Annotated in this window: 11 protein-coding genes; 2 read left to right on the forward strand and 9 right to left on the reverse strand. The window is 64.2% G+C overall.

The window, feature by feature from the left end:
- Positions 1-90: 90 nt before the first annotated feature.
- The 7 genes from BTW08_RS10200 to BTW08_RS10230 all read right to left on the reverse strand — a co-directional run bounded on the left by BTW08_RS10200 (position 91) and on the right by BTW08_RS10230 (position 7,280).
- Entirely contained in the window at positions 91-1,077 is a 987-nt protein-coding gene (locus BTW08_RS10200; RefSeq protein WP_075562513.1) for a tRNA-dihydrouridine synthase family protein, read from the reverse strand.
- A 223-nt stretch (positions 1,078-1,300) separates the two neighbouring features.
- Positions 1,301-2,806, reverse strand: a complete 1,506-nt coding sequence (locus BTW08_RS10205; RefSeq protein WP_246837697.1) for a tripartite tricarboxylate transporter permease — start codon at positions 2,804-2,806, stop codon at positions 1,301-1,303.
- Between the two features lie 67 nt (positions 2,807-2,873).
- The gene (locus BTW08_RS10210; protein WP_075562430.1) at positions 2,874-3,407 is read right to left on the reverse strand and encodes a tripartite tricarboxylate transporter TctB family protein; all 534 of its coding nucleotides are present in this window, start codon (positions 3,405-3,407) and stop codon (positions 2,874-2,876) included.
- Complete coding sequence (locus BTW08_RS10215) at positions 3,404-4,417, reverse strand: tripartite tricarboxylate transporter substrate binding protein (protein ID WP_210403234.1); 1,014 nt, start codon at positions 4,415-4,417, stop codon at positions 3,404-3,406. The genes BTW08_RS10210 and BTW08_RS10215 overlap by 4 nt, the downstream gene beginning before the upstream one ends.
- Before the next feature lie 122 nt (positions 4,418-4,539).
- On the reverse strand, positions 4,540-5,070 hold the full coding sequence (locus BTW08_RS10220; protein WP_075562431.1) for a chromate transporter: 531 nt from the start codon (positions 5,068-5,070) through the stop codon (positions 4,540-4,542).
- Positions 5,067-5,645 carry a chromate transporter gene (locus tag BTW08_RS10225; RefSeq protein ID WP_075562432.1) on the reverse strand — a complete coding sequence of 193 codons (579 nt, stop codon included), beginning with the start codon at positions 5,643-5,645 and terminating at the stop codon, positions 5,067-5,069. Before BTW08_RS10225 ends, BTW08_RS10220 begins: the two co-directional genes overlap by 4 nt.
- Positions 5,646-5,648: 3 nt before the next feature.
- Positions 5,649-7,280 carry a gamma-glutamyltransferase family protein gene (locus BTW08_RS10230; protein WP_075562433.1) on the reverse strand — a complete coding sequence of 544 codons (1,632 nt, stop codon included), beginning with the start codon at positions 7,278-7,280 and terminating at the stop codon, positions 5,649-5,651.
- A 244-nt stretch (positions 7,281-7,524) separates the two neighbouring features.
- Between BTW08_RS10230 and BTW08_RS10235 the strand changes: the two genes are divergently transcribed.
- Entirely contained in the window at positions 7,525-8,202 is a 678-nt protein-coding gene (locus BTW08_RS10235; RefSeq protein WP_075562434.1) for an FCD domain-containing protein, read from the forward strand.
- Between the two features lie 45 nt (positions 8,203-8,247).
- On the opposite strand, the gene BTW08_RS10240 is transcribed toward BTW08_RS10235, so the two are convergent.
- Both BTW08_RS10240 and BTW08_RS10245 read right to left on the reverse strand, forming a co-directional pair.
- Positions 8,248-8,859 carry a YigZ family protein gene (locus BTW08_RS10240; protein WP_075562435.1) on the reverse strand — a complete coding sequence of 204 codons (612 nt, stop codon included), beginning with the start codon at positions 8,857-8,859 and terminating at the stop codon, positions 8,248-8,250.
- The gene (locus tag BTW08_RS10245; RefSeq protein WP_075562436.1) at positions 8,859-9,332 is read right to left on the reverse strand and encodes a LexA family transcriptional regulator; all 474 of its coding nucleotides are present in this window, start codon (positions 9,330-9,332) and stop codon (positions 8,859-8,861) included. Before BTW08_RS10245 ends, BTW08_RS10240 begins: the two co-directional genes overlap by 1 nt.
- 212 nt (positions 9,333-9,544) lie before the next feature.
- Here BTW08_RS10245 and smc point away from each other — a divergent pair, with 212 nt between their 5' ends.
- Positions 9,545-13,048 carry a chromosome segregation protein SMC gene (gene smc / locus BTW08_RS10250; RefSeq protein ID WP_075562437.1) on the forward strand — a complete coding sequence of 1,168 codons (3,504 nt, stop codon included), beginning with the start codon at positions 9,545-9,547 and terminating at the stop codon, positions 13,046-13,048.
- Positions 13,049-13,127: the final 79 nt, after the last annotated feature.

A 13,127-nucleotide genomic window follows, 5' to 3' on the forward strand; every position in this document is an offset into this window, starting at 1 on the left:
AGTCAAAAACCCCCGCATCTCTGATGCGGGGGTTTTTGTTTGTCTGGCTTTTGTTTGTCTGGCCCTCACCGATGAGAAAGTGACGACCGCCTAGACGGCTGTCGAGACGTCGCGAGGCGAGACGCCCGGCTCGGAAGCGTGTAAGCCCGCCAGGAAGGGCGTCAGGGCGGTTTCCCGGCGCAGCGCCATGAAGCGCGTAGCCGCCTCTGCATCGCGTCCTCGCATGTGGTTCAGCCACTGCTTCAGCAGCGATACGATCACTTTCTCCGCCATGCCCGCACGGCGCTTGGCGTCGGCGTAACGGCACAGCATGTCGCTGCGTGCCGACCACGGTGTGGCCAACAGGCGCTCGCCGCCCGACACCTGCCAATGACGAATGCGCCTTGCCAGCCAAGGATCGGCCAGCATGCCGCGGCCGAGCATGACGTCGCGGCAGCCCGAGAGACTGCGCGCCTTCCAGTAATCCTCCAGCGACCAGATATCCCCATTGGCGACCACCGGTACGCTCACGGCGGTGCGAATATGAGCAATCCATTCCCAGTGGGCGGGAGGGCGGTAGCCTTCGCGCCGCGTTCGGGCGTGAACGACCAGCTCGTCGGCGCCGCCAGCTTCGGCGGCCTGCGCACAGGCCAGTGCCAGCCGCTTGTCATCGAAGCCCAGCCGCAGCTTGGCGTTGACCGTGACGCCGAAACGCTGACCCACCTCGGCGACGGCCGCGACAACGGCGTGCACGCGTGCCGGCGTTCGCAGTAGCGAGGCACCGCCGTCGTGGCGATTGACGGTCTTGGCCGGGCAGCCGAAGTTGAGATCGAGGCGCGTCGCGCCCAGGGCGATCGCCTGCTCGGCGTTGGCCGCCAGTGCCTCTGGGTCGGAGCCAAGCAGCTGCAACGTGACGGGCGTGGACGACGGCGTGACCGGCCCCGAGCTGCCTGCCGTCGCCAACTCCGGACAGTGGCGCAGGAACACTCTCGGGGGCAATTTCGCATCGACGACCCGCACGAACTCGGTGACACACCAGTCCAGCGCGCCATCCTCGCTCAGCAGCGCTCGAGTATCGGCATCGATGACGCCTTCCATCGGCGTCAGACCGAGTCGGCCCGGTACCACCGAAGTCGTTCGAGAGAAGGACGCGACAGGGTTGCACGTATCGGGAGTGCACGTATCGAGATTGCACGTATCGGGATTGGAAAAGGGCTGTGCCATACGACCTCCGGATGATCGGCGGCCACGCTAGCACACCTCTCGTCGGGGGCGAATGAAAAGATGAGCGGCGCCCGCGTGGGTCGACCGCTCGCTAGAATCAGGCTTGCGCGGCAGCTCGTTGGCGGAGAATGCGTCGAACGGTGAACGCGACCGACAGCACGGCCAGGATCAGCAGCCCGGCCGAGATCGGCCGCGTCAGAAAAAGCGTCCAGTCTTCGTCGGCCATCAACGCCCGGCGCAGATTGGTCTCGGCGATGGGCCCCAGAATCACGCCGAGTACCAGCGGCGCCAGCGGGTAGTCGAGCTTGGCCAGCAGATAGCCCACCAGGCCGACGCCGATCAGCAGATAGAGATCGGTGACCCGGTTGTTGAGCGCCAGTGCGCCGACCGCACAGCAGACCAGGACCACCGGTACGATGATCGATTTGGGAATCTCGGTAATCCGCAGAAACCAGCGCATGCTGACCAGGCAGAAGGCCAGCACCATGACCGCGGCCAGGAACATCGCCAGAAACATGCCGTAAGCCAGGTCGGCGTTGTCCATGATCAGGCGCGGCCCGACGCTGATGCCCTGGACCATCAACGCCGCCATCAGCACCGCGTCGACCGCACTTCCGGGAATGCCGAGCGCGATCATCGGGATCAGCCCGCCGCCGGCGGTCGCCGAATTGCCCGATTCCGATGCGACCACGCCGTCGGCAATACCGGTCCCGAAGCGTTCCGGGGTCTTCGAGGCGCGTTTGGCCTGGTCGTAAGCGATCAGGTTGGCGATGCTGCCACCGGCGCCGGGCACGGCACCGATGACCACGCCGATCATCGACGAACGCAGCAGATTGCCTGGGCGGCTCAGCACTTCACGCATCACCGCGAACGGACGGAACTGTATCTCGCCGCTCACCAGCGGTTTCCCCTGCTGGAGCTCCGTCGGATTCTCGACCTCGCTGGCCAGCTGGCTGACCGCAAAGATGCCGATCAATACCACCAGAAACGGGATGCCGGCTGCCAGCACGTCGACACCGAAGGTGAAGCGGGGTACGCCCATCATCGGGTCCTGACCTACCGTTGCAATGAAAAGCCCCAGCAGGCTCATCATTAAGCCCTTGAGGATCGACTTGCCGACCAGGCTTGCCACCACGGTGACGGCGAACAGGATCAGCGAAAAATACTCCCAGGGGCCGAGCTTGACCGCGATCATCGCCAGCGGCGGCGCGGCGACGATCAGCACCACCGCGCTGACCAGGGCGCCGAAGAACGAAGCCCAGATACCCAGCGCCAGCGCCCGTCCCGGTTCACCCTTGCGCGCCATGGGATAGGCGTCGAAGGTGGTCGCCACCGCGGAAGGGGTACCGGGAATGCCGAGCAGGGCGGCGCTGATCAGCCCGCCGGAGCCGCCGCCGACATAGACGGCGAGCATCGTCGCCACGCCTTGCAGTGGCGGCATGGTAAAGGTCACCGGCAGCGTCAGCACGATCGCCATGGTGATCGTGAAGCCGGGGATGGCGGCAGCCACGACGCCTGCCACGACCCCAATCATCATGCTGACGAGCGTCGCCAGCGAAAACAGTTGTTCGACGCTGCTGAGCAGCGCATCGGTCATCGGCATGGGGAATTCTCTCGTCCCGTTGATCTTGTTTGAGCGGGGCTATCGATCTCGCGCTTTTAGCGTCGGGCTACCAAAGGCGCCCCGAGGGCAGCGAAATCAGAAACACATGGCTGAACAGAGCGTAGAGACCGAGGCCGAAGATGGCGGCGATGATCGCGGCAATCAGCAGCCGACGGCCGCGTCGGGCGCCCAGAATGAACTGGACGGCGAGCAGGAACAGCAGCGACGCCATGGCAAACCCGATCCACGGCATGCTCAGCGCATAGATGGCGAAGGCCGCCAGCGTGGCGAAAGCCAGACGACGCTGGAGGAACCACCGTCGCGCACCGACACTGGCGGCGCGGTCGGTGCCACGTAACGCCGCCATCGACTGCACCATGATCGCCAGATTGAAGATCACCAGCGCGCCCAGGATCAGCCTCGGAAACGATCCGGCACCCAGCGGTTCCCACATCGACGACGGCAAATCGCCGGCCTGAATGAACAGGCCGACGAACAGCGCGGCCAGCCCGGCATTGAAAATGACGTTGGCGAGCGCCTTGCCGCGCTCGCTGCTGGTCTCCCGCTCGGGGCGGGAGACCGTCTGGGTAGCGTCGTTCATCGCGCCAACTTGCCGGAGAGGCGCTTGATCGTGGCATCGATGTCAGCGAGATAGTCGGCATAGGTCTGGGGGCCCATGAAGTCGACCTCGGCACCGGCGTTGTTGACTCGTTTGATGAACTCGGGATCTTTGGACATGGCTTCGAAACCCTTGGCCAGCGTCTCGACCTTGGCGGGATCGATCCCCTTGGGGGCGACGATGCCGCGGTTGATGCTCAGGTTGAGACTGTCGTAGCCGAGTTCCTTGAAGGTCGGCACGTCGGGCGTCTGCTCGAGGCGCTCCTTGCTGCCCACGGCGAGGAAGCGCAGATCCCCGTTCTTGACGAACTCCAGGCTCGACGAGATATCGCCGATGGAGGCATCGATGTGGCCGCCGACCAGGCCGCGGATGCGAGCGCCGGTCCCTTCGTAGCCGACATACCGGAACTGGGCTCCGATGGCGTCCTCGATCATTGCCGCGTGGACATGGGGAATGCCGCCGAGCGTGGCACCGACACGAATCTCGCCCGGATGCGCCTTGGCGTATTCGGCAAAATCCTCGAAGGTTTTCCAGTCGCTGTCGGCGTTGACCACCAGGAACTGCGGGGAGGAGGCCAACGAGGCGATCGGCTGGAAGTCGTCCCAGTTTAGCTGGGTCAGGCCGGTGGCATTGGAAGCCATCAGGCCTTCATGAATCTGGCCCACGGTGTAGCCGTCGGGATCCTTCTGGGCGAGCTCCTTGAGGCCGATAGTCCCGCTGACGCCGGGCATGTTCATTACCGGCATCGGCTGGCCAATGTGTTTCTCGGCCGAGTTGGAGATGATACGCATCAGCGCGTCGCTGCCGCCGCCCGGCGACCACGGCACGATGAACTCGATGGCGTGATCGGGATAGTCGTCGGCTTGCGCGCTCTGGCTGAGCGCCAGGCCGGCAGCTCCCAGCCCCAGGGTCAAGGAGGCGATCGCGCCGCTGGAGGCGAGCATTCGGCCCAGTTTTCCGTGGGCGGCATGGCGGAGTACGTCGTAGAACATGAGTTGTCCTTATTGATTTGTTGGTTTGACGTCGTGTCGTCTTGCTTCGAATCGTTATCTTTTTTCGGGTTGCTGCTTTTTCGAGGTGCTGCTTTCTTCGGCTCGGGCGGTCTCCCCACCGCTTATCCGAGCAGAAATCCGCCATAGACCAGCCCTAGAAGGACGGCCCACACCGGGTGGAGCTTGAGTCGCCATAGCATCACGCAGGCTATCGCGCCGATGATCAGGGTATGGATCCAGCCGGCACCACTGACGCCTTCGCTGAAAAACGACCAGGTGAGATAGCCCATCAGCACCATGATCACCGGTCTGACCCACTGGCTCATCGACTTGACCTTGATCGAGTCCCGGTAGCGGTACAGCGCCCCCAGCGCGACCAGCATCAGAATCAGCGAGGGAGCGACGGTGGCAAACGTCGCCACCAGACCGCCGCCGATGCCGGCGACGTCGTAGCCGATGTAGCCGGCCATCTTGGTGGCGATGGGGCTGGGCAGGGTGTTGCCCAGCGCCAGGGTCTCGGCGAACTGCTGGGAGGTCATCCAGCCGTAGCGGCCGACCACCTCGTTCTCGACCAGCGGAATGATGGCCGGTCCGCCGCCGTAACCGATGATGTTGGGGACGAAGAACGCCAGGAACAGATCCCAGTAGATCATGACTTGACCTCCCCGCTGCGTTTGCGCCGCTCGGGGCGCAGCAGTGCGGCGACCAGGATTGCCGCGATCACCAGGCCCGGATGGATGCCCAGCCCGTAAATCAGGCCGCCGGCGACCGCGCCCATGATCAGAGTCGCGATCCAGCCCAGCGCGGCGCGGGATTTCTGGAAGAAGTCCCAGGTGAGCTGCGCCATCATCACCATCACCACCGGCACGACACCTTCGCTCATGCCCTGAATCCAGCGTTGATCGCGGTAGCGGGTGAACAATCCCAACAGCACTACCATCGCTACGATGCACGGCACGATGACCGCCAGCACCGCATTAATGCAGCCCGCTACGCCGCCGACCCGGTAGCCGATGGTGCCGGCCATCTTGGTCGCGATAGGGCCGGGCAGGGTATTGCCGATGGCAAGGATGTCGCCGAAATCGTCATCGTTCATCCACTGATAGCGGGTGACCGCCTCGGCGCGCACCAGGGGGATCATCGACGGGCCGCCGCCGAATCCGAGCAGGCCGATGCGCAAAAACGCCATGAACAATTGGCCCTGAACGGCCAGTGAGGACGAAGCCATGGGTCAGAGCACCGCGATGCTGGAGTCGGTGCGCGGCTCGGTGCCACCGCAATACGCGCCGCTTTGCGGATCGCGAAGAATGATCTGGCCACGACCGTAGGCGGTACTGTCCACGGCCATGACGATCTGATGGCCGCGCTCCGCCATGTCGCGAATCACGTGCATCGGATAGCCCGGCTCGATGCCGATCTTGCGTCCACCCATCCATTGCCAGCGCGGGGCGTCGAGCGCCGCCTGCGGGTTGAGGCCGAAGTCGATCAGGTTCATCGCCACCTGCATGTGGCCCTGGGGTTGCATGAAACCGCCCATCACGCCGAACGGGCCGATGGCCTTGTCGCCACGGGTCAGGAAACCGGGAATGATGGTGTGGAAGGTGCGCTTGTCGGGGGCCAGCACGTTGACGTGGTCCGCATCGAGACTGAAGCCGTGACCGCGATTCTGCAGCGAGATGCCGGTATCCGGCACCACCACGCCGGAACCGAAGCCGTGATAGTTGCTCTGGATGTAGGAGACCATGTTGCCGTCGCTGTCAGCGGTGGCGAGGTAAACCGTACCACCCGCCTGCGGCTGACCGGGCTCGGGGTCGATGGCGCGCTCGCCGATCAGGCGGCGGCGGGTCGCTGCATACTCGTCGCTCAACAGCGAGGCGACGCTGGTGCGCATGTGCTCCGCCTGAGTGATGTGATGGTGGCCATCGGTATAGGCCAGCTTCATCGCTTCCAGCTGGCGATGCAGCAGTTGCGGGTCGTCGCGTACAGTGACGTCGAACCCTTCCATCATGCGTAGCGCCATCAGCGCGACCATGCCCTGACCGTTGGGCGGGATTTCCCATACGTCATAGCCGCGATAGTTGACCGAGATCGGCTCGACCCATTCGGGCCGATAGTCCGCCAGGTCGTCGGCACGCAGGTAGCCGCCCGTCGCCTGCGAGAAGGCATCGATCTTATTCGCCAGCTCGCCGCGGTAGAAGCTGTCGCAGCGGCTTTCGGCCAGTGCTTCGAGGGTACGCGCCTGAGCCTCGTTGCGATGAAGTTCGCCGGGATGGGGCGCATGCCCGTTGGGCGCAAAGGCGTCGAGCCAAGGCGCGACGGCCGGGTCGTCGGCCTTGGCGCGGAATTCGATCTCCGCACGCTGCCACAGCTGACTGATCACCGGGGAAACCGGAAATCCTTCCCGGGCGATACGGATCGCCGGCGCCAGCAGAGTGGCGAAATCGAGCTTGCCGTACTGTTTCGAAAGTTCGGCCCAGGCGGCCGGAATGCCGGGCACGGTGACCGGTGTCCAGCCGTGCAGAGGCATCTCGTCATGGCCCGCGGCCTTGACCGCTTCCGGTGTCAGCCGCTTCGGCGCGTGGCCACTGGCATTGAGACCGTGAAGTTTGCCGCCGCCGTCGTTGCCCTCGGCCAGCCATACCAGGGCGAAGGCATCGCCACCGATGCCGTTGCCGCTGGGTTCGACCACGGTGAGGACGGCCGCCGTCGCGATCGCGGCATCGATGGCGTTGCCACCTTGCGCCAGCACGTCGCGACCGGCCTGGCTGGCCTGCGGCTGCGAGGCGGCGACCATGCCGCGACTGGCATAGGTAGCGCTACGGCGAGAGGGAAAAGGATTGTTGTGATCGAAAGCGAGGGTCATGAGCGGTTCTCGATTTATTCTTGGCCGGTTCGTGGGATGCCGTAGGTCGTGCGTCGAGGCGGTCTTGCCGTAGGAAAGTCTTACAGTAAATCTATGTGAATCGTTTATATTGTGGAAAATCGATTTTTTACTATTACGTCGATCTTGGGCGCAGGTCAAGCGCTGGCTGGGCAAACCACGTCGGGTCGGCACACGAATCTCCGCTATTGCGAATCTCCGCCACTGGATTAGAAGGTCAGACATTATGGGAGCCGAAGTCTCCTCCGCGAATACGGCCACCAGCCAGTTGTACGTGGCCTTGAAGCGCGACCTGATCAACGGTCGTTTTACCGCCGGTCAGAAATTGGCCATCACCACGCTCAAGCAGCACTACCAGGTTGGGTTGAGCCCGCTGCGCGAGGCTCTCAATCGGCTGGCGGCCTACGGCCTGCTGGAACAGGAAAATCAGCGTGGTTTCCGTGTTCCCGCGCTGGAGCGAGCGGAACTCGATGATATCGCCGACCTGCGCAGCCGCTTCGAAGGCCAAGCGTTGGAACAGGCGCTAGAAAACGGGGGCGCCGAGTGGGAGGCGGGGCTGCTGGCGGCTTTCCACCGGCTCAAGCGAGCCGATGAAGCGCCGGGGCAGCTCGATCACTGGGAACAGATGCATCTGCAGTTCCATCGTCATCTGCTCGAACCCTGTGAGTCGGCGTGGTTGCTGCGCTTCATCGAACAGCTGCATGACCAGTTCGACCGCTATCGACGCATGGCACCCGCCAACGACGCAGTACGCACGATCCTCAACGAGCAGCACGGCCGGCTGGTCGAGCTGGCGTTGGCGCGCGACATCGCGGCCGCGCGGGCACTGCTCGAAGAGCACATTCGGCTCTCCTACGAGGTGGCGCAGGGGGCGTGTCTTGAAAGCCGGGTAGGCAGAAGATGAAGGCGGAACCGGGGGGGAAGGGAGCCAGCGATACCGGTGGCGTGATCAGAGACGGACGAGCGCGCCCTTGAGTCGCTGTTCGAGCAGAGCCAGCGAAACGCTGTCGTCTGCCGGCCAGGCCAGTGTCAGCCGTGGACCGTGGCTATCGTACTCGGCATCGGTGATGGGAATGTCACGTTCCGCCAGCCAGTGACGGGCTTCGGCCTCGTTGCTGAAATCGACCTGGATCGCCACGACACGCCGTTCGGTGAATTCGCGCCGGGGGAGCGTCTCCAGCGCCTTGAGCACCGCCTGGGTATAGGCGCGCACCAGCCCGCCGGTGCCCAGTTTGGTGCCGCCGAAGTAGCGCGTTACCACAGCGCCGATCTGGCCCATGCCGCTGCCCTCCAGCGCCTGGAACATCGGTCGACCCGCCGTGCCGCCCGGCTCACCGTCATCCGAAAAACCGATCGCGACCTGCTCCCCGGGCGGACCGGCGATGAACGCGGAACAGTGATGGCTGGCATCGGGGTGCACCGTGCGCGCCTCGGCCAGCAGCGCCTCGAAGGCCGCGTTATCGGGCGCATGAGCGATCCAGCAGAGGAACCGACTCTTCTCGATCTCGACACTGTTGGTATGTCGCGCCTGCGGCGCCAGATCGGGAATCGGGTAGCGCATCAGGCGGCTTGTGGCGGATTGCGCATCACGCCCATGACCAGACCGAGCACCTGAACGTCTTCATTTTTCAGAAAAATCGGCGGCATGGTGTCGTTGGCAGGCTGCAGACGAACGCCGGACTTCTCGATGAACAGCTTCTTCAGCGTCACTTCGTGGTTGTTGATCAGCACCACGGCGGTCTCGCCGTTTTCCGCCGATTCATAGCGTTCGATGATGATCACGTCGCCGTCGAAGATATTGCTGTCGATCATCGAGTCGCCACGGACGCGCAGGGCGTAGGTATTGCGTCGGACCAGCTTCGCCGGAACGTGAACGGTGGCATTGTCGAGGCAGGCTTCCATCGGCAGGCCGGCTGCGACCTGGCCAAGCAACGGGATCTCGACCATGTCGGTCGCGTCGATGGGTTCCCAGTTGCCGTCGATCAGCGGCAGATTCGGCTGGCGCTGTAGATAGCTCGGTGCGGCGTTTGTCATCGTCTTCTCCCGAGGTGGTGGCGCCATCATAGCAAGGCAAGCGCCGGCGACAAGTCGATACCTTGCTCCACACCGATATTGCGGTTGGCTATTCCGCGACCCTGGCACTGGATATCGACCACGTGGTGCCTTAGGCTCTGCCGAATCCTGCGTCGAGGCCGCCGTCGTTGGCGGCGCCGACGCCTATCGGATCCAGGAGCTTCACTGACCGCATGCGCCTCAAGTCCATCAAACTGGCTGGTTTCAAGTCGTTCGTCGATCCGGTCACGGTACCGTTCGACGGCAACATGACCGCCATCGTCGGACCCAACGGCTGTGGTAAATCCAACATCATCGATGCGGTGCGCTGGGTCATGGGCGAGTCCTCCGCCAAGACGCTGCGCGGCGAGTCGATGACCGATGTCATCTTCAACGGCTCCACCGGCCGATCACCCATCGGGCAGGCCTCCATCGAACTGGTTTTCGACAATCGCGAGGGGGACCTCGGCGGCGCCTACGCCGGCTACAACGAGATCGCGGTCAAGCGCCTGGTCACTCGCGAGGCGCAGTCCAGCTATTTCCTCAATGGCCAGAAATGTCGCCGTCGCGATATCGCCGACATTTTTCTGGGCACCGGCCTCGGGCCGCGCTCCTACGCGATCATCGGTCAGGGCATGATTTCCCGGCTGGTCGAGGCGCGTCCGGAGGATCTACGTAACACGCTGGAAGAGGCGGCGGGCATCTCCAAGTATAAGGAGCGTCGGCGGGAAACCGAAAACCGTCTGCGGCGTACCCAGGAGAATCTGGAGCGTCTCGACGATATCCGCGAGGAGCTCGACAAGCAGCTCGAACGGCTCAAGCGTCAGGCCGAAGCCGCAAGGCGTTATCGCACCTTGAAAGCGGAAGAGCATCGCCTGCGTGGTGAGCTGGCGCTGCTGCGCGAACGCGCCTTACGAAGTCAGCAGCGCGAGGAAGAAACGCGCGTGCGCGACTACGAAACCCAGGTGGAGCGTGAGATTCTGGGCCAGCGCCAGTGCGAATCCCGGCTGGCGGAAGGCCGGGAGACGCACGACGTCGTCGCTGCAGAGCTGGACACCCATCAGGCCGCTTTCTATCAGACCGGCGCCGACATCGCGCGGCTCGAGCAATCACTCGAACATGCCAGGCAGCGTGAACGCCAGCTCTCCGGCGATCTCGACAGCGCCCGGCAGGAGCGCGATGCGCTGGGGCAGCTGGTCGAACAGGACGAGACGCGCCGTGCGGAGCTCGAGACCCGGCTCGAGACGCTGCTGCCCGATGCCGAAATGGCAGACGAGGCGCTACTGACCCTGGAGGCCCAGCTCGAGGATGCCGAGGCCTCGGCTCATGAACGTCAGCAGCAGTGGGAGGCCTTCAGCGAGCGGGATCGAGAAGCCCGTCACCAGGCCGAGCGCGAGCAGGAATCGATCCAGCGCCTTGAACGCCAGCTCGAGCAGCTGACCCACGAGCTCGAACGGCGCCAGCAGCAGCGAGCGGAACTGCCGGATATCGGCGATCTCGAAATGGAGCGGGACACGGTCGAGGAGACGCTGGCGGTGCTGGACGAACGCCGCCAGACACTGGAAATTCGCCGCGACGAGCGCCGGCAATCGCGGGAGCAGGCTCGGGAACGTCAGGCGGAGATACAGGCCGCCCGGGATAGCGAACGCGAGCGCCAGCATCGCTGCCAGGGGGAGATCGCCTCGCTCGAGGCGCTGATCAAGGCGGCACTGAATGACGACGATGCCAGTCTCGCCGAGCACCTCGCCGATCATCCGCTGGCTGACGCACCGCGAGTCGCCGAGCGGCTGGAAGTGGAAGCCGGCTGGGAGCGCACGGTGGCCTGGGTACTGGCGCCGTGGCTCCGGGCGCGGCTGGCGACTCCGGAGAGTGCTCGTGCGCCTCTGGAGTCGCTGTCCAGTGGCGAGCTACCGGTGGTATCGGATCACGCGCCGGATCCGGCGCCCGCGCACTCCCTGGGCGTCAGGGTCAACGGTGCCGGCGCGCTGGCGACGCTGTTGTCGACGATCTACTGCGTCGACGATTCGGCGACAGCCTGGCAGAGGGTGGCCGATCTTCCCGTCGGCCATAGCGTGATTACCCAAGAGGGGCTGTGGCTGGGCCGCGGCTGGGCCAGACGGCTGGGCAGAGACGATGCCAACGCGGATAGCGTCCTGCTTCAGCGCCAACGCCGTGACGCACTGGTCGAGGAGCTGGCCTCGCTCGACGATACCCTCGCCGAGCATCAGGCGCAGATCGCCCATTGGCAGTCTCAGGGCGACGCCAGCGACGCGGCGCTGGAAACGCTGCAGCAGGAAGAGCGCGAACTCGCCGAGCAGCGCCAGGCGCAATCGACGCGGCTGGCGACCCTGGCAAGCCGGCTCGAGCACGTTGGCTCGCGGCTTCGAGAGTTCGACGCCGAGCAAGCCCAGGGGCAGGATCGACACGCAACACAGACCCTGGAGCTGGAAAGTACGCGCGAACGCTGGCAGCAGGCGCTCGATCGGATCGAAGCCAACAGCGTCGAGCGTGACACGCTGCAAAGGGCGCGTGAGCAGAGCCAGACCCGACTGGGAGAGCTTCGTCAGCAGCAGCAGCAGACGCGCCAGGCGCAGCAGCAGCTGGCCCTCGAGCGCCAACGTCTTGAAGCACAGGGGGGCGAGCTTCGACAGCAGGCCGAGCGCAGTCGGGAACAGCTGTCGCGACTCGACGAACGTGTCGAACTGATGCGGGAACAGATGGGCACCTTGCGCGAACCCGATGGTGACCAGCGCGAACGTCTGGAGCAGTTGCTCGAGATGCGATCGCAGCAGGAGGCCGCGCTCGACCGCTGCCGGGATCGCGCCAACCAGATCGGCGAGACACTGCGTCAGACGGAGACCGACCGCCAGCAGCACGAGCGTCAACTGGAGGAGTGGCGCCAGCGCCTACAGGAGGCGCGAATGCAGGTGCAGGCGCTGACCCTCAAGGCGGACGCCCAGCGTGAAACGTTGGCGGAACAGCAGCAGGATGCCCCCGCCCTGGAGGAAAATCTCGATCCCGATGCCACGGAGTCCGCCTGGCAGACTCGCCTGGAAGCGGCCGGTGAGCGCATCCGACGGCTCGGTGCCATCAACCTCGCGGCGATCGAAGAGTACGAGCAGCAGGCCGAACGGCGCGACTACCTCGAAGCCCAGCATGCCGAACTGAGCGAGGCGATCGATACACTGGAGCGGGCGATCAAGCGGATCGATCAGGAGACGCGGGCCCGTTTCAAGCAGACTTTCGAGCAAGTGAACCAGGGTCTGATGGCACTTTTTCCCCGAGTCTTCGGCGGCGGGGCCGCATGGTTGACGCTCACGGGGGAAGATTTGCTGGAGACGGGCGTGGCAATCATGGCACGTCCCCCGGGCAAGAAAAACAGCACCATTCATTTGCTTTCCGGGGGCGAAAAAGCGCTGACGGCACTGTCGTTGGTGTTTGCCATCTTCCAGCTCAATCCGGCCCCTTTTTGCATGCTCGACGAAGTCGATGCGCCACTCGATGATGCGAACGTGGGGCGCTACGCGAAATTGGTCAAGGAAATGTCCGACAGCGTGCAGTTCATCTTCATCACGCATAATAAAATTGCAATGGAAGCTGCCGAGCGATTGATGGGCGTGACCATGCAGGAGCCGGGCGTCTCGCGTCTGGTATCAGTGGGTGTCGATGAGGCGGCATCGATGGTGGAGGCGTCATGATGTCGTGGAAAATAGCCAAACCGGCTAACGACGTAATAGGATAGGAAAGATGGGATGGAATTGAAGGGTGATTGCTGAT

It is taken from the genome of Salinicola sp. MH3R3-1 (assembly GCF_001937155.1).
GTDB lineage: Bacteria > Pseudomonadota > Gammaproteobacteria > Pseudomonadales > Halomonadaceae > Salinicola > Salinicola halophyticus.